Origin of the sequence: Xenorhabdus taiwanensis (genome assembly GCF_036512875.1) — a bacterium.
GTDB classification, from domain to species: Bacteria; Pseudomonadota; Gammaproteobacteria; order Enterobacterales; family Enterobacteriaceae; genus Xenorhabdus; species Xenorhabdus taiwanensis.
In genome coordinates this window covers 533,391-550,783 of the sequence record NZ_AP028978.1, presented here as the reverse complement: position 1 = coordinate 550,783, position 17,393 = coordinate 533,391, and the positions used below count along the sequence as shown (strand labels likewise).

Annotated in this window: 12 protein-coding genes; 5 read left to right on the top strand and 7 right to left on the bottom strand. The window is 47.0% G+C overall.

The annotated features are described in order from the left end of the window. Nucleotides 1-2: 2 nt before the first annotated feature. The 6 genes from ACE1SE_RS02360 to ACE1SE_RS02335 are packed head-to-tail and all read right to left on the bottom strand — an operon-like array spanning nucleotide 3 to nucleotide 8,634. Entirely contained in the window at nucleotides 3-914 is a 912-nt protein-coding gene (locus ACE1SE_RS02360) for a fumarylacetoacetate hydrolase family protein (RefSeq protein ID WP_374052482.1), read from the bottom strand. Nucleotides 915-917: 3 nt separating this feature from the next. Beyond that, nucleotides 918-2,057, bottom strand: coding sequence for a cupin domain-containing protein (locus ACE1SE_RS02355; RefSeq protein ID WP_374052481.1), 1,140 nt, complete (start codon nucleotides 2,055-2,057; stop codon nucleotides 918-920). A gap of 9 nt (nucleotides 2,058-2,066) precedes the next feature. After that, a complete protein-coding gene (locus tag ACE1SE_RS02350; protein WP_374052480.1) occupies nucleotides 2,067-4,427 on the bottom strand; it encodes a bifunctional salicylyl-CoA 5-hydroxylase/oxidoreductase in 2,361 nt (786 codons plus the stop codon). Nucleotides 4,428-4,477: 50 nt separating this feature from the next. Further along, nucleotides 4,478-4,897, bottom strand: a complete 420-nt coding sequence (locus ACE1SE_RS02345; protein WP_374052479.1) for an acyl-CoA thioesterase — start codon at nucleotides 4,895-4,897, stop codon at nucleotides 4,478-4,480. A 23-nt stretch (nucleotides 4,898-4,920) separates the two neighbouring features. Beyond that, nucleotides 4,921-6,459 (bottom strand): indolepyruvate oxidoreductase subunit beta family protein, encoded by a 1,539-nt coding sequence (locus tag ACE1SE_RS02340; protein ID WP_374052478.1) that lies wholly within the window; start codon nucleotides 6,457-6,459, stop codon nucleotides 4,921-4,923. Between the two features lie 15 nt (nucleotides 6,460-6,474). After that, entirely contained in the window at nucleotides 6,475-8,634 is a 2,160-nt protein-coding gene (locus ACE1SE_RS02335; protein ID WP_374052477.1) for a thiamine pyrophosphate-dependent enzyme, read from the bottom strand. A 462-nt stretch (nucleotides 8,635-9,096) separates the two neighbouring features. Between ACE1SE_RS02335 and ACE1SE_RS02330 the strand changes: the two genes are divergently transcribed. After that, a complete protein-coding gene (locus ACE1SE_RS02330) occupies nucleotides 9,097-10,074 on the top strand; it encodes an AraC family transcriptional regulator (RefSeq protein ID WP_374052476.1) in 978 nt (325 codons plus the stop codon). Between the two features lie 169 nt (nucleotides 10,075-10,243). Further along, the gene (locus ACE1SE_RS02325) at nucleotides 10,244-11,491 is read left to right on the top strand and encodes a vWA domain-containing protein (protein WP_374052475.1); all 1,248 of its coding nucleotides are present in this window, start codon (nucleotides 10,244-10,246) and stop codon (nucleotides 11,489-11,491) included. A 171-nt stretch (nucleotides 11,492-11,662) separates the two neighbouring features. On the opposite strand, the gene tsaD is transcribed toward ACE1SE_RS02325, so the two are convergent. Next, nucleotides 11,663-12,700, bottom strand: coding sequence for a tRNA (adenosine(37)-N6)-threonylcarbamoyltransferase complex transferase subunit TsaD (gene tsaD, locus ACE1SE_RS02320; protein ID WP_374052474.1), 1,038 nt, complete (start codon nucleotides 12,698-12,700; stop codon nucleotides 11,663-11,665). A gap of 406 nt (nucleotides 12,701-13,106) precedes the next feature. On the opposite strand from tsaD, the gene rpsU reads away from it, so the two are divergent. From rpsU to rpoD, 3 genes are all read left to right on the top strand, one after another. Then, nucleotides 13,107-13,322: a 30S ribosomal protein S21 gene (rpsU, locus tag ACE1SE_RS02315; RefSeq protein ID WP_001144069.1), complete on the top strand. Its 216-nt coding sequence runs from the start codon at nucleotides 13,107-13,109 to the stop codon at nucleotides 13,320-13,322. 114 nt (nucleotides 13,323-13,436) lie between these two features. Beyond that, nucleotides 13,437-15,191, top strand: a complete 1,755-nt coding sequence (gene dnaG, locus ACE1SE_RS02310) for a DNA primase (protein WP_374052473.1) — start codon at nucleotides 13,437-13,439, stop codon at nucleotides 15,189-15,191. A 351-nt stretch (nucleotides 15,192-15,542) separates the two neighbouring features. Next, the gene (rpoD, locus tag ACE1SE_RS02305; RefSeq protein WP_374052472.1) at nucleotides 15,543-17,390 is read left to right on the top strand and encodes an RNA polymerase sigma factor RpoD; all 1,848 of its coding nucleotides are present in this window, start codon (nucleotides 15,543-15,545) and stop codon (nucleotides 17,388-17,390) included. Nucleotides 17,391-17,393 lie beyond the last annotated feature (3 nt).

The window sequence follows — 17,393 nt, the reverse complement described above, 5'->3', positions numbered from 1 at the left end:
ATTTACACCGCAATAACGGAGTGACGCAAATGACCTACCTTTTCAAGGTACGCTTCAATCACATCCCCTGGCCACAGCCATTCTTGTGGATCACGCCCCGCCCCGACACCTTCCGGTGTACCTGTGGCAATGATATCCCCTGGCTCCAGCGTGATGCCTTTGCTAATGTCTGCAATCAGGGTATTTACCTTGAACAACATATGGCGTGTATTGGAATCCTGTTTAGTCACACCATTGACTTTTAGGCTCAGCGCCAACTCTTGCGGGTTAGAAATTTCATCAGCGGTGACAATACAAGGGCCAAAAGGCGCATAAGTATCCTGTCCCTTGGAGTAGATCCACTGTCCAGCCCGACGACAATCACGAGCACTCATGTCGATCATCAGGCTATAGCCAAAAACATATTGCAATGCCTCAGCTTCCGATACACCTTTGGCACGAGTGCCAATAATCACCGCCAGTTCCACTTCCCAATCCAATTGCTGGGTGATCTCACTGTTATGCTCAATCGCATCGCCAGGGCCAATCACTGTCGTTGGCGGCTTAGAGAAAATAATTGGCTCTTTTGGCAGATCTTTTGCCGTATCCAGAGCGCGGTTGGATTCGGCCACATGTTCAACATAGTTCAGGCCAATACCAAAGATGTTTTTCCGTGGCCGAGGAATGGGAGCGAGAATTTTCACATTCTGCAATGGCAGTGAAATCCCCGCAGGCCAAAATCCCTTAAATGAATCTAACAGCGCTGTCGTGCTGCTCACTGCCAAGGGTCCCAAATCAATAAATTCCAGCATGTTATCCGGTAATCTATTTCCGGTATGGGCGGCCAATTTTGCCAAATCGACTACGTGATTGTTGACTATCGCGCCTAATCTCGCGGCAGCCGTAACTTCTGAACGGTAAGTGATTAAACGCATCTCTTATCCTCTCACTGGTTGGTGCCCATCGTTATCAGACAGGGCTTCTTCGTAATACAATTGCAATGCCTGCATAACCGGCAAATCGTTAAAACAGAACAAGCAAGCATCATCCGTTTGTGAAGCATTCACATGCTCATGAAATGCCCACGAAGGAACGCAGAAAATATCTCGCGCCTGCCAGTCAAATCGTTGACCATCAATCACGGAATAACCTTTTCCTTTCGCCACTTGATAAATGAAACTGCCAGTATGACGATGTGCTTTGCCAACAAAACCAGGGCGCAATAACTGCATACTGGCACCGAGAGTTGGCATCACATGACCGCCTGTTAGCGGATTGGAGTAGTGCATCAAAATGTCATCAAAAGGCGATCCTTCTGAAACATGAGCGTAACGTTGCAAGGCTTCATAAGTTGGCTCCCATTGGTATCTGAACAGCGGGGAATAAGGTTTATCCCAGCCAACATTCTGTGGACGCAAAGCAGGGGCACCCCAAAGTGCAATGGAAGAGTCCACAGGTTCAGTCACTGCCTGACGCAAATCAGGATGCACCTTATAAAAACCCGCCTCCAATATGTTAACCAGCGGTATATCCAGACCATCCTGCCAGATACATTGCGAGCCATCAGGATCAACACCGTGCTCATGCCAGGTGCCATTAGGGGTTAAGACGAAATCATTCGCTCCCAACGACATTTTCTGGCCATCAACAATGGTGTAAGCACCACGTCCTTCCATGATGAAACGCAAGGCTGAAGAGGAGTGGGCATGTGCCGATGCCGCTTCACCTGGCCGCATCGTCTGGAGACCGGAATAGAGCAAGCCAACAGCGGTCGAGGCTCCTGGCTCTCCCGAATTGTTCAGATAGACCACACGGCGGCCTGCTTTTTCTGGTGTAACTAAATCGGCAGATTTTAGAACGTAATCACGCAGATCACGGTAACGCCAAAGTACCGGCACTGAGGCGGATTTAGGTTGCCAAGGTTCTATTTTATTGGCGATTGTCCAGAGTGCCCCTGTCTTGTATTTAACCAACTCCCGATAATACACCAGCAGTTCAGGGCTATCGGCAACATTGGCACGGCCGAGAATATCTTCCCGGTATTGATCATGAATCTGGATATTTTCTTGTTGAGACATGGGTATCTCCTAGAGTTGTTTTCTAATCAATTGCGCTTTGCCGTAAAGATAAGGTTTCGGCCAATCGATACCCGTCCAGCCATATCTGGCGCATTCATGTAGTAGCCAGGCCGCATCAGATAAGAATGGGCGGGATAAGGCACAGAGATCAGCACGACCAGAAGCAATGATGCTGTTAATTTGATCAGCATCTGTAATCGCACCAACTGCAATAACCGGCACATTGCCTTCATTACGAATGCGATCAGCCATCGGCGTCTGGTACATACGTCCATAAACCGGCTGCTGCTTTGCAGAGACTTCCCCTGTGGAACAATCCACCATATCCACTCCGGCTGCACGGAAACAACGGGCAATCTCTACGGCTTCATCAACCGTCGTTCCTCCTTCCAGCCAGTCCGTGGCAGAAATACGCACAGATATCGGCAAATCAGCCGGCCAAACCTCACGTACCGCCTTGAAAACGGCCAACGGGAAGCGAAGTCGGTTTTCCAGCGAACCGCCATATTCGTCATCGCGCTGGTTAGTTAACGGAGAGATAAAACTGGAGAGCAGATAACCGTGAGCGGCCTGAATCTCCAGCCAGTCAAAACCGGCTTTGATGGCACGGTGGGTCGCAGCAATAAACTGCTCGATAATTTCTGCTATTTGCGTCTTAGTCAGCGCCGCCGGTACTTGTGAAACCCCAACTAAATAAGGCAAGGCCGATGCTGAAACCAAGGGCCAGTTACCCTCCGGTAAAGGGTGATCAGGTTGTTCCCATCCCAGTTGGGTTGATCCCCGTCTTCCCGCATGTCCCAATTGAATCCCTATCAGCGTATCGGAGTGCTGGTGGACAAAATCGGTGATCGCCTTCCATGCCAGCACTTGCTGCTCATTCCATAATCCTGTACAAGCAGGAGTGACACGTGCTTGCGGAGAAATGGCCGTCATTTCAGCGATCACCAAACCCGCCCCTCCCAATGCTCTGCTACCAAGATGAACCAGATGGAATGAACCCGGAATTCCCTCCACGGCGCTGTACAGCAGCGTAGGAGAGACAACAACCCGATTTTTCAAGCTCACGCCCCGTACCTGATAAGGTGTCAACAAGGGTGGAGTCAGTGATGAGAATGGGTGAGATTGTTGGATAAACCAGCGCTCATAATTTTCCAGCCATGCCCGATCCCTCAAGCGCAGATTTTCATGGGAAATGCGCTGTGAACGTGTCAGCAATGAATAAGCAAATTGTTCGGGCGAAAAACTTTCATAGCGGGCAACATTTTCGAACCACTCCGTTGAATTACGCGCTGCATTCTGGATTTTCAGCACTTCTACACTACGCGATTGCTGGTAATCGGATAAACCCGCCTGCCAATTCCCCTGATGGGCTTTTAAGTTGTTTGCCAGTTCAATCGCATCTTCTAATGCCAATTTTGTGCCGGAGCCAATGGAAAAATGGGCGGTATGGGCAGCATCTCCCATTAACACAATGGGGATATTTTTGCCGTTATCTTCTTCTGGCTTGATCCAGTGTACCCAGTTAGCACAAATTACGCGGGGAAAACGTATCCAAATAGCCGTTCCCCGCAAATGGGTTGCATTGGAGATTAATTTATGTCCATCCAACCACGGGGCGAATATTTTTTCACAATAGGCAATGCCCTCTTCCTGTGACATTGTGTCGATACCTGCGGCCAGCCAGGTCTCTTCCGTCGTTTCGACAATAAAAGTCGACAGCCCTTCCTGAAATTGATAGGCGTGAACCTGAAACCAACCATATTCGGTTTCCACAAACAGAAACGTAAATGCATCAAAAACTTTATGCGTCCCTAACCAGACAAAACGGCAATGGCGTTGATCGATATCAGGCTGGAAAAATTCAGCATAACGGGTACGGATCTGGCTATTGATCCCATCAGAAGCGATCAGCAAATCAGCTTGATATTTGCGGGCAATCTCCTGCTCATCCTCAACCTGGGTTTCAAACAGCAGTTCAACCCCGACTTCGTGGCAGCGGTTTTGCAGGATATTCAGAAGTTTTTTACGGCCAATGCCAATAAATCCATGACCACTACTACGATTTACGGTTCCCTTAAAGTGGATATCGATATCATCCCAACGGCTAAACTCCTCCCTGATAATTTCAGCCGACACAGGATCAGCCAGATGCAGATTTTCCAACGTTGCATCCGAAAACACCACTCCCCAACCAAAGGTGTCATACGGACGATTACGCTCGATCACCACGACATGATTATCAGGATTTTGTAACTTCATCAGCAGACCGAAATACAATCCAGCCGGCCCACCACCAATACATACGATATTCTTACCACTGACGGTCACTGTATTTTTACCGATTACTGTATTCTTACCTCTTATATTCATAATTTATTCTCCTGCCGCACGATATCTACCCTATGCAATTGCCTATTTAGCTAAGGCATCTGTTCAGTTAACGCATAGTAAAATTCGTCGGGTATCGGAATAGCTTGATGGGTATCCAGTGAAGTGGTGACATAAGTCTGGGTTACGCTCATCCTCAACTCACCTTCTTTGCTGACGCAGCGTTGAATCAGCGTCAATGACTTTTTGCCAATTCTCTCCACACCTAATTCCAGCCAGACCTGATCACCCATTCTGCTAATGGCCTTAAACTCCGCCTCCAAATGAACCGTCGGTAACCCAAAACGGTGTTTGGCGATGTAGTTGGCATATCCCATTGACGTTAATTCATCGAACCAATCTTCCAGTAAGTTGTTGAACATCACGAAATACTGGGGATAAAAGACGATCCCCGCCGGATCACATTCAGAAAAGCGGATCTTATGGGGCTGTATAAAACTGAGCAGGCTCATTGCAGACTCCTTAGGTAGGTTCTTTAATATAAAGAGAGACGCTGTTGGCACTCACGTAATCGGTCACCCTGCTCATCCGCTAATGCAGCTTCACGTAGTTGCCGCAAGCTGGCGGGAGATAAGTCATGCGGATGGTGATCAACAATTGCCATCAAGGTTTGAAAATGGTTTGAGCCGCGGGAGTAAGTATCACCATATCCCTTGATCAAGCGCTGACATTGGGCAATTTCCGCTGCCAGTGCGGGATCGCGCGTTGCTGTTACTCCAATTCGCCGTAGCCACTCTTCAATACGTACCGTTTCATGCTGAAAGCGCAGCGTATAGCGACGCATTCGACGCCAACTCGCCAGCATATAAAGCAACAGATATCCCCGAATGGAACTGGTGGTAATCACACGCCCACGGCTGAATAATTTCGCCACCATACGATTGACGAAATGAGGACGAAACAACCAACGCCCAATACTTGCCGGCAAGGTGTCACAGATTTCTTCCATTCTGGGATGCAGAAAGTCATTTATTTCGACCAGTTGACCGTTACCCACCCGCATTTCTTTCCTGACACGCTCGAATCGACCGGCACGAATTTTGAGATCTGCTACCCGCATGGTGTCTTCGTAAGCCATCCACAGCGCCAAATGACGAGCCGTTTCACCTAATAGTTGCTCACTCAGTAATCGCTCAACAGGTTTCATCGATTGCTCAATGAGACGTTGTAATCGGTCAAGATACAAACGAGCGTAGGCTAGATCCTGATAATCAATCAGGCGCCTGACACCTTCAATGGCTATGTTATGGATACAGGCAGGGAACTTTTGTCGGATATGTAACAGTAGGGCATTGACTTTATTGTCCAATATAGGAGGTTCTGGTGCTGTTTTTTCGGCCATTTTTGATTCTGTCGCCGATTGAGTTCGACTCAATCCCAAACTAAAGGCTTGCAAACTGGACTTTATCCCTACGTTTTTCTTGATGATCGCCGTTTCAAACTGATTACGGTTAAACGGTAAAATCTCCGTACCACAGAGCGCCCCAAACAATACTGCACTGATCACACTGCCACTCTTCTCTGCTATCTTCGCCATATCAAAATGGATAAAACGCAACGCAGCTTGTCGGGATTGTCGGATCAATACCCCGCTATCCACACGGCCATCTCCCATCGCCGAACGCTCCTCCATCGAAAATACCCGATGACTTGATGCGATCAACGTAGTGCGATCCGGTGTCACCAAACCACGTTGGACAGCACGTCCGGCTTCCATCAATTCCGAAGCCAGCACAATATCCACATCACCGGCAGTCGGCATCAGTGCCAACACCGGTGTCGGTACTTCAGGGTCATCAGCACCAGGGAACAACTCGACATAATAAATAGTTGCCCCAGTTCGCTGGGCTACGCCAGGTACGGAAGTCGTTTGAGCGAAATAGCCATTCACTTCCCCCAAAGTCACGATCCAATCAGCCAGTACACCGCCGCCTTCACCTCCCATCGCCAGAATAGCAATTTTGATCGGCTGTTTAGGTGAATTCGTTAGCGAAGAATGGGTGGATGCTGGCATAGGTATAACCCCTTCTTAAAAATCATATTGATTACGACGTTTAACATCACGACGTTGCAAATAGCCGATAAGCCCTTTGCGAACACGATGAATCAGCCGATCCCAACGATTGGGGTTGATAATGATCCGTGCTTTGAAGAAAGAAGGGCACAACACGGCCGCGTGAGATAATTCCCCGCACAACCCACAGCCCACACAACTATTTAATACTGTTGTCACCGGATCGGTACGCAATGGATCAGGATTCGGTTTAATCGATAGAGAAGGACAACCCGACAAACGGATACAGGAGTGATCGCCCGTGCATGTATCAGGATCAACCCCAAATTGCTCGCGGACGATCCGCTTCCCTTCCGCAATCGCTCCTCTGACCTTTACCTTCTCACGCCGTTGTTTATTCAACATGCACTCACTCTGTGCGATCAGGACTTTTGGCCCGTGCTTACCTGTTGTCAGTGCCTCGCGTAAGGTATTGATCATGGTTTTGAGATCGTAGGTACGTTTGATCGTGCGTACCCATTTCACCCCAACACCCTTGACAGCTTTTTCGATGTTATGACCGGTACTGCGATAGGAATTTAACGCCGTTGACGAGGGAATATCCTGCCCGCCGGTCGCGGAGGTGTAACTGTTATCTACAATGATGGTCAGATTGTCACTGCGGTTAAAAACACTATTAGCTATGCCACTGGTTAAGCCGTTATGCCAAAATCCACCATCCCCCATCACTGCGATTGCCCGTTTATTCGTCACCGGCGTATTTAGTGCTGCCGCACTTGCTGCTCCCAATCCATACCCCATCGTGGTATTGCCCAAATTAAATGGCGGCAAAATAGCAAACAAATGACAACCAATATCTGCACTGATGTGATGTTGCCCCAATTCCCGTTCAATCAATTTCATCGCTGTAAAGATTGGGCGCTCCGGACAACCGGTGCAAAATCCGGGGGAGCGGATATGAACCGCATCTTCCAACGGATCTTTTATCGGTAAAGTGACAGCGGGGATACGTACCTGACAGGCAGACACTGCACTTTCCGTTGCAATTTTGCCGTAACGTTCCAGAAAAGCACGAAGTCCCGACAACACGATAGCCGTGTTGTACTCTCCCGCCATCGGCAGTAAATCCTTGCCATGTAATCGAGTCGCTATCTCACGCTGGCGCAAAATATTGGCGACATTCTGCTCCACAAAATTGGGCTGACCTTCTTCCAGCACTAAAATTGCCCGTTTGCCATGACAAAAACGTTCAAACTCTTCATCAATCAACGGGTAGGCGACATTCATGACATACAGCGGGATTTGGCTATTGCCAAAAACATCCGCCAGTCCAAGCAAATTCAAGGCACGGATCACGGTGTTATAGCATCCACCTTGCAGGGCAAGGCCGACATCATCGGCCTGCTCAGCGAAAAACTCATTCAGCTTATGCTGTTGAATAAAGCGCACTGCTGCAGGCCAGCGATCTTGTATTTTCTCTTTCTCATGCAGAAAACTGGCGGGCGGCAAAACGATACGGCTGAGATCACGCATCGGGTTTTCCAACGCATCCTGAATCATGAACGTTGATGAGTGATTTTTCTCACATATAAACTTGCCATGCACATGGCAGGCACGAATGCGCATCTGTAACATCACTGGCGTATGACTGGCTTCCGATAGTTCAAATCCCATCTTCACCGCCTGTACAATCGAAGGCAGATTGGGGCGTGGATCGAGTAACCAGATCTGGGATTTCATCGCGAAAGCATGGCTGCGCTCCTGCATAATGGAAGAACCCTCACCATAATCTTCACCGACAATAATCAGTGATCCCCCTATCACGCCTCCCGAGGCCAGATTTGCCAATGCATCCGAAGCAACATTAGTGCCAGCCGTCGATTTAAACGTGATGGCTCCACGCAGTGGATAATTAACGGAAGCGGCAAGCGTTGCAGCAGCAGTGGCTTCACTGGCACTGTTTTCAAAGCGAATGCCATATTCAGATAAAATATCTTGTGCATCTAACAACACATCCATCAAATGGGAAATCGGTGCCCCCTGATAGCCAGCCACATATGTCACACCCGATTCCAGCAGTGCTTTTGTCACGGCAAGTATGCCTTCACCACTGAAAACTTCGCCCTGGCTCAGACGTAATTTTTTCACTTCCTCGACAAATGATCGTTCAGCCATGCTTACCTCACACGCTTTAACGCTTTTTAGTTATCTTTTATGTAATTCGGGTTTTCATTAACGGTCAATGCATGATTTGTCATGTAATTGTGATTTATGCAGTGTTTGGATAAAGCGCGCAGCAGGCGGATATGGCGGATATAGAGTACCCATCATAAATATATTCATAATCATATATATTTCATTTAAATAATATGTGGATACTGTTATCAGATAATTGAATAAGGTTAATACTGTTATTTTTTTATATCCCGAATAAGCAAAACAGGGAATAAACACGTTATTAGCGGGATATCTCATACATCATAACAATAATATGACTGGCTAGAGGTATCTGACATTATGAGCAATTCGTGGTCTCGTTACTATTTTGGATCCAAAAATACTGAATCAAAGCACACTGACTTTAAAAGAACAGAATCAAGATATTCAACTTCAAACTGTTCAGACCCTAAATATGCGGTGACAAAAATTGGGGAGCATCTCAATTCGCCGGAACATTTACTTTTTTCATCCAACGATCTTGATGAAGTTAAATCTATGGTCGGGCGGGTCATGCAGCCTCATCAACTAACTATATTGGGCAACAATCAAAAGATAGACGCCAAAATGCACTATATTCCACTTGGGGATATTTCCATGAGCCGATTGCGTTATGGTGCCAGCGTTGAAATCACCCCAGGAGAATTGGATTCGTTCTTTCTTATCCAGATGCCGCTGGCTGGCTGTGCGGGTATTGAAAGCGGCGACCAACGTCTTGATTCTACTCCCAATCTGGCTTCCATTCTCAGCCCAAATCAGCACACTTCCATGCGCTGGAATGCCGATAATGACCAGTTTATGGTCAGGATCTCCCGCTCCTTGCTGGAGAGAACGCTTGTTGGTCAATTGGGGCACCCTATGGATCAACCACTGATATTTGAACTGGGATTTGAATGGCAACGCTGTCAGGCCTGGCGTTGTTTGATGCCTTATATTCTGGAATGCACCACCCAAGTGCCTGATATTTTGCAACACAAACTGATTACCAACCAAATAGAACAATTGATTTCCGTTACCCTGCTGTCCATCCATCAACATAATTACAGTGAAGCACCCACTAACCGCCGATGCTCCATTCGCCCACGGCATGTACGGCGAGTTCAGGAATATTTGCAGGCTCACGCCCACGAGCCAATAACCGTAGAGCAGCTCGCTCAGGTGGCAGGCGTCAGCCTGCGCAGTCTCTATTCCGGCTTCAAAGAGTTTCTGAATATCAGCCCGATGCAATATTTACGTGACCTGCGTATGGAACATGTGCGCACGGAACTCCTGACTGGAGAAGCCACCAGCGTCACAGGCGTCGCCCTGCGTTGGGGATTCGCCCATATGGGGCGCTTTAGCGCAGAATATAAAGCCCGCTATGGTGAGACACCAAGTAAAAGCCTGAAACGCGGATGAAGCCATAGCTGACAACCAAATCCTGTTCTAACCTGTGACCATCTTCACAAATTATTAATATATGCTGAATGTTTAATTTATTAAACTTGTCCAGTATTGGATTGAATATCCAAATGGTGATTAACATAGTAAAAGGAATATCCCCTACGTACTTAAAAGGACAGCATGTATGGATCTTCAGGCAGGACAAAATATCGTTTTATCTAAAACTTACTTCCGATTCACTCTCTCTTACCCTGCAACACCTTCTTTTCGCAGTGAGGTGGATGCCTCGGCTTTTCTGTTAAATGCCAATGGGAAAGTCAGAGGAGACAGTGACTTCTATTTTTACAATAATCCCGCAGCCGCAGATAACAGCCTGATTTTGGAGGCATCTCACCAAGGCAGTATTATCACGGTGGATCTGACAAAAATAGATGCCAATGTAAGCAAAATTGCTATCACGCTGGTGATAGACGGCCCGGATTCAGTTGACGGTCTTCAGCAATTGAAATTTGAGGCGCAAGATATTGCTACCTTTACGGTCTCAACAGCAGGCAGAACAGAAAAGGCCATGATTATTGCAGAGATTTACCGACATTCCGGCAACTGGAAACTTCGTGCTCTCGGGCAAGGTTTCAATGGCGGGCTGGAGCCTTTGGCGGTGAATTTTGGTGTCGATGTGGAACAACCTGCGCCTTCAAGTAATCCACCTTCTGTTCCAACTATCAGCCTTGAGAAAAAACTACAGGATAAAGCGCCACGCCTCGTAAACCTTGCCAAGAATGCAACTATCAGTCTGAGTAAACACAACCTACAATCAATCAAAGCTCGGGTTGCATTTGTTCTTGATGCATCAGGATCGATGAGAGGTCAATTCAAGAAAGGAAATGTTCAGGCGGTTTTGGATCGTATTGCAGTATTGGCTGTGCAATTTGACGATGACGGCTCAATGGATGTCTGGGGCTTTGCCGAGCGGCACAAAAAATATCAGGACGTAACCCTTGATAACCTTGATGACTATATCCATACAATACAGACTGCCATAAAGCCCTCCAGATGGGAAATCCTCCCCGGCCTTGGCGCTACCAATAATGAGCCGCCAGTCATGGAAGAAATTATCGACTATTTTAAAGATAGCGCATTACCTGTTTATGTCGTGTTTATTACAGACGGTGGCATCAGTAAAACCCGTCAAATAAAGGAAGCCATCCGACGTTCAGCAAATTACCCCATTTTTTGGAAGTTTGTTGGTTTGGGCGGCTCGAATTACGGAATACTCGAAAAACTCGATAATTTTACCGATCGCCGTCTGGATAATACCCATTTCTTCGCAATCGACAATTTTGCAACGATAAAAGAAGACGCACTGTACGATCTGTTATTGACAGAATTTAAGGACTGGCTCGACGCCGCAGCCACCGAACGAATACTGTAGTTATGAATGGTTACCGGGTTATAGCCCGGTAACACCAAGAAGACAAGCGCAGCGCGTCAGGATTATTTTCTACAACAGGAAAAACGCTCTTGCATTTGGAGCCGTATTTCAATAATCAAAAGGCTGAGTAGCAAATAGCACTCAGCCCATATCAAGCAACGTCTTTTATTATTACTTTTGCAAAGCAGGAAGATCTGCCAACGGCCAACGTGCTTTCACCGTTACACCTAATTCACCGGCAGTCCCCCCTTGCAAACGGATCATGCCAGCCAGCGCGATCATTGCCCCATTATCAGTACAGAATTCAGGTCGGGCATAGAAAACTTCGCCTCCCAGCTTTGCCATCGTTGCCTGCATTTTGGTACGCAAAGTTCTGTTTGCACTCACTCCGCCTGCCATCACCAGACGTTTGAATCCCGTCTGTTCCAATGCTCGTTTACACTTAATTGCCAGTGTATCCACGACTGCATCTTCAAATGCACGGGCAATATCCGCTTTGGTTTGCTCATCCTCAGCCATATTATGACCATGAATGTTATCGCGGATCGTATTAGCTGCGAACGTTTTCAGGCCAGAGAAACTGAAATCCAATCCCGGACGATCGGTCATCGGGCGTGGGAAAATAAAACGTCCCGCCTGCCCCTGCTGCGCCATACGGGAAAGCACTGGCCCACCTGGATAATCTAAACCAAGCAATTTTGCTGTCTTATCAAAAGCCTCGCCGGCAGCATCATCAATGGATTCGCCCAGCAGTTTGTATTCACCAATACCCGTCACACTAATAAGCTGGGTATGACCGCCTGAAACCAGTAAGGCAACAAAAGGAAACTCAGGGCTGTTCTCTTCCAGCATCGGTGCCAGCAAATGGCCTTCCATATGATGCACGGGAATAGCAGGTACATCCCATGCAAACGCCAGTGAACGCCCAATAGTTGCTCCAACCAGTAACGCACCAACCAATCCCGGTCCGGCAGTATAAGCAACTGCATCAATGTCCTTACTCGTCAGACCCGCTTCCTTCAAAGCCGCCTGAATCAAAGGAACCGTTTTACGAATGTGATCACGGGACGCCAGTTCAGGCACAACGCCGCCATAGTCAGCATGTAGCTTGACCTGACTGTATAATTGATTGGCTAGCAGACCGATTTTATCGTCATAAATTGCGATTCCGGTTTCATCGCAGGACGTTTCTATACCTAAAACTCGCATTGCACTATTCGTCTCGTTATCTTACGTCTCGTTGTTTGGTCATATACATTCGCATTCCTTTCAACGCGCAACAGTGTAACACCATCTATTGTTAAATTCTCTGCCGACACGCTTTCCATATCAACATTCTCGCCACTGAGTCTATTACATGCTGGCTATTTTTTCTGTTTAGTCTATAATCAATGCCCTACTTGAATATCCTGTGTGGTTAATGTTAATAACGCCGACACCAGGCTGTTTGTTTTGCGTACAAAAAAGCAGCCAGTAACCCGTGGCGTTATCGGTTTCAATTTTCCTCGGCACTTTACAAGGCCGTGTTCATTGAAGTAAAATTCCGCACCATTTTAAAGACGGCTGGCACTATCACGCCAGCGACAAACCCGATTTCTATTGAGGTGAGAGGCACATGCCAGTAATTAAAGTACGTGAAAACGAGCCATTTGACGTAGCACTGCGTCGCTTCAAGCGTTCTTGCGAGAAAGCAGGCGTATTAGCAGAAGTTCGTCGTCGTGAGTTCTATGAAAAACCAACGACTGAGCGCAAACGCGCTAAAGCTTCTGCTGTTAAGCGTCATGCTAAGAAGCTAGCTCGCGAAAACGCACGCCGCACTCGTTTGTACTAATCTTCGCGGTCAATCCGCTTAGTGATTGTATTAACAGACTAATGCAGTTAAAGGCCGTGCTTTCCCAAAGGAAGCGCGGCTTATTCTCGTTCATCAACAGGCGAAAAAGGGCTTATGGCTGGACGAATTCCACGCGCATTTATCAATGACTTATTAGCAAGAACCGATATCATTGATTTGATCGATGTCAGGGTGCCTTTGAAAAAGAAAGGCAAAAACCATCAAGCGTGCTGTCCTTTTCATAACGAAAAAACCCCTTCATTCACTGTGAACGGTGATAAGCAGTTTTACCATTGCTTCGGTTGCGGAGCTCATGGCAATGCCATTGATTTTTTAATGAATTATGACAGGCTGGACTTTGTCGAATCCATCGAAGAACTGGCAGCAATGCATGGGCTGGAAGTTCCCTACGAAGCAGGTTCCGGCAGCAGTCAAATCGAACGTCACCAAAGGCAAAATCTTTACCAACTGATGGAGAAGCTCAATAGTTTCTATCAGCATTCACTGAATACTCCCGGTGCCCAATCAGCCCGACAATATTTGGCTCAACGTGGGCTCAGTGAAGAGATCATCCAGCGTTTTGCCATTGGTTTTGCGCCTGCGGGATGGGATAACATCTTAAAGCGGTTTGCCCATAATGCGGAAGAGCGCAAACAGTTAGACGACGCAGGAATGCTGGTCACGAACGACAATGGCCGCATTTATGATCGTTTCCGTGAGCGGGTGATGTTCCCCATTCGTGATCGCCGTGGTCGCGTGATTGCATTCGGTGGCAGGGTGCTGGGAAATGAATTGCCCAAATACCTGAATTCGCCGGAAACAGAAATTTTTCATAAAGGCCGCCAGTTATATGGCCTTTATGAGGCGCAGCAAAGCCACAATACCCTGACAAGGCTATTAGTGGTTGAAGGTTATATGGATGTTGTTGCGCTAGCCCAATTTGGTATTGACTATGCCGTAGCTTCGCTGGGAACGTCCACGACAGCCGAACACGTTCAGTTACTTTTCAGGACAACCGATAATGTCATCTGTTGTTACGATGGTGACCGTGCAGGTCGTGATGCCGCATGGCGTACATTAGAAACAGCGCTGCCTTATCTGAATGATGGTCGGCAATTACGTTTTATGTTCTTGCCTGATGGCGAAGATCCTGATTCATTGGTTCGCAAAGAAGGACGGGAAACATTCGAGCAGAGAATGGAAAAAGCATTAACCTTATCTGCATTTTTGTTCGAATCACTATTGCTGCAGGTTGATTTAAGTACTCCGGAAGGTTCAACCAAGCTTAATACGCTTGCGATGCCACTTATCGCCCAGGTGCCAGGAGAAACATTACGAAGTCATCTGCTCAAAGAATTTAGCAATCTGTTTGGTTTGGCTGCACCTGATATAACATACTTGGAACTAATTTTGGCAAAACAAGTCAAAAAACATACAAGTCCAGATCAAACGCTAAAACTGAAACCCACAACAATGCGCATACTGATCGCATTGCTGGTACAAAATCCGCATTTAGCGACATTAGTTCCCCCATTACAGGGAATGTTTTCTACTCAGATAGCAGGACTGCCATTATTCATAGAGCTTGTCGACACGTGCCTTGCGCAGCCAGGTTTAACCACCGGGCAACTGCTGGAGCAATATCGCGATAATAAGTACGCTAAACAGCTTGAAAAACTCGCTGCATGGAACGATATACAAATAGAAGAGATTGCTGAAAAAACTTTCAGCGATGCACTGAACCATCTTTTTGCGTCAGCACTTGATGAACGTTTTAATTTTCTAATGGCTAAAGAGAGAACTGAAGGCCTGACACCAGAAGAACGTGAAGAAGTCCGGTTAATTACGGTATCTGGTGCGAGGAAATAAGAGTCTGTCTCAGCAAGGCTATATTCTTTCAAGATTATATTAACTTGGAGGTTATACTATTTGGCTTACTTATATAGGCTTATCTCCCTAATATGGTTTGCTGAAACTATCGCTTGATAAAAATATCACTCGATAAAATATAGTCTGGTGAAACAGGTTCTAAACCAAAACCTAAAAATCACAGATACAGAATTCACGGCTTAAATGCCGCATTAGGTAGGGCAGGTACCCCTACAATTGCCGCAATTGAGGGCAGCGGCAATACCATGAAAACGCCCCTAAATATTATTGTTGGCATATTTGTTTCGCCGACCGACACCAACCAATACTCTGAAGTGTGGATACCGTCTTATGGAGCAAAACCCGCAGTCACAGCTAAAGCTACTTGTCACCCGAGGTAAGGAGCAAGGCTATTTGACCTATGCTGAGGTCAATGACCATCTGCCGGAAGATATCGTCGATTCTGATCAGATAGAAGATATCATCCAAATGATCAATGACATGGGCATCCAGGTAATGGAAGAAGCACCTGATGCCGATGATCTCATGTTGGCAGAAAACACAAACGACACAGATGAAGACGCAGTAGAAGCGGCTGCGCAAGTGCTATCTAGTGTTGAGTCAGAAATCGGTCGTACCACCGATCCGGTTCGCATGTACATGCGCGAAATGGGTACGGTTGAACTCTTGACTCGCGAAGGTGAGATTGACATTGCAAAGCGCATTGAAGATGGCATCAACCAAGTGCAATGCTCCGTTGCTGAATACCCTGAAGCAATTACTTACCTGCTGGAACAGTACGACCGTGTTGAATCCGGCGAGAGTCGTCTGTCCGATTTGATCACGGGTTTCGTTGATCCTAACGCAGAAGAAGATCTTGCCCCAACCGCCACTCACGTTGGCTCAGAACTTCCTCAGGAAGAACTTGACGATGATGATGACGATGATGAAGATCGTGATGATGATGCTGATAGCGAAGAGGATAACAGCATCGATCCAGAACTCGCCCGCCAGAAATTTTCGGAACTGCGTGAACAACATGAACTGACGCGTCAGGCAATTAAGACATACGGTCGTAGTCATCCTAATTCCGCAACAGAAATATTAACTTTATCTGAAGTATTTAAACAGTTCCGCCTGGTACCAAAGCAGTTTGATCATCTGGTCAACAATATGCGTTCCATGATGGATCGTGTACGTCTTCAAGAGCGTCAGATCATGAAGATGTGTGTTGAACAGTGCAAAATGCCGAAGAAAATCTTCATCACACTGTTCTCTGGCAATGAGACTACTGATACGTGGTTCACTGCTGCAAAAGCAATGAACAAGCCATGGTCTGACAAGTTGCTGGAAGTTGAAGAAGAAATTATGCGTAGCCTGCAAAAGTTACGCCAGATTGAAGAAGAAACAGGCCTGACTATTGAACAGGTCAAAGACATCAACCGTCGCATGTCAATCGGTGAAGCAAAAGCCCGCCGTGCGAAAAAAGAGATGGTTGAAGCCAACCTGCGTCTGGTTATTTCGATTGCGAAGAAATATACCAACCGTGGCCTGCAATTCCTCGATTTGATTCAGGAAGGTAACATCGGTTTGATGAAAGCGGTTGATAAATTTGAATACCGTCGTGGTTACAAATTCTCAACTTACGCAACATGGTGGATCCGTCAGGCAATCACACGTTCTATCGCAGATCAGGCACGCACTATCCGTATCCCTGTGCATATGATTGAGACTATCAACAAACTCAATCGTATTTCCCGCCAAATGTTGCAGGAAATGGGTCGTGAACCTTCACCGGAAGAGCTGGCAGAACGTATGATGATGCCTGAAGACAAAATCCGCAAGGTCCTGAAAATTGCCAAAGAGCCAATCTCCATGGAAACCCCTGTGGGTGATGATGAAGATTCACATCTGGGCGATTTTATCGAGGATACTACTCTCGAACTGCCGCTGGATTCAGCAACTTCAGAAAGCCTGCGCGCAGCAACTCACGATGTGCTGGCCGGTCTGACTGCACGTGAAGCGAAAGTTCTGCGTATGCGTTTTGGTATCGACATGAACACTGACCATACCTTGGAAGAAGTGGGTAAACAATTTGATGTAACCCGCGAACGTATTCGTCAGATCGAAGCAAAAGCACTGCGTAAACTGCGCCATCCGAGCCGTTCCGAAGTACTTCGCAGCTTCCTTGATGACTAATCA

Excerpts from the sequence above, each read along its gene's own strand:
- ACE1SE_RS02360 (WP_374052482.1), bottom strand. The coding sequence starts at position 914 with ATGCGTTTAATCACTTACCGTTCAGAAGTTACGGCTGCCGCGAGATTA.
- ACE1SE_RS02355 (WP_374052481.1), bottom strand. The coding sequence starts at position 2,057 with ATGTCTCAACAAGAAAATATCCAGATTCATGATCAATACCGGGAAGAT.
- ACE1SE_RS02350 (WP_374052480.1), bottom strand. The coding sequence starts at position 4,427 with ATGAATATAAGAGGTAAGAATACAGTAATCGGTAAAAATACAGTGACC.
- ACE1SE_RS02345 (WP_374052479.1), bottom strand. The coding sequence starts at position 4,897 with ATGAGCCTGCTCAGTTTTATACAGCCCCATAAGATCCGCTTTTCTGAA.
- ACE1SE_RS02340 (WP_374052478.1), bottom strand. The coding sequence starts at position 6,459 with ATGCCAGCATCCACCCATTCTTCGCTAACGAATTCACCTAAACAGCCG.
- ACE1SE_RS02335 (WP_374052477.1), bottom strand. The coding sequence starts at position 8,634 with ATGGCTGAACGATCATTTGTCGAGGAAGTGAAAAAATTACGTCTGAGC.
- ACE1SE_RS02325 (WP_374052475.1), top strand. The coding sequence starts at position 10,244 with ATGGATCTTCAGGCAGGACAAAATATCGTTTTATCTAAAACTTACTTC.
- tsaD (WP_374052474.1), bottom strand. The coding sequence starts at position 12,700 with ATGCGAGTTTTAGGTATAGAAACGTCCTGCGATGAAACCGGAATCGCA.
- rpsU (WP_001144069.1), top strand. The coding sequence starts at position 13,107 with ATGCCAGTAATTAAAGTACGTGAAAACGAGCCATTTGACGTAGCACTG.
- dnaG (WP_374052473.1), top strand. The coding sequence starts at position 13,437 with ATGGCTGGACGAATTCCACGCGCATTTATCAATGACTTATTAGCAAGA.
- rpoD (WP_374052472.1), top strand. The coding sequence starts at position 15,543 with ATGGAGCAAAACCCGCAGTCACAGCTAAAGCTACTTGTCACCCGAGGT.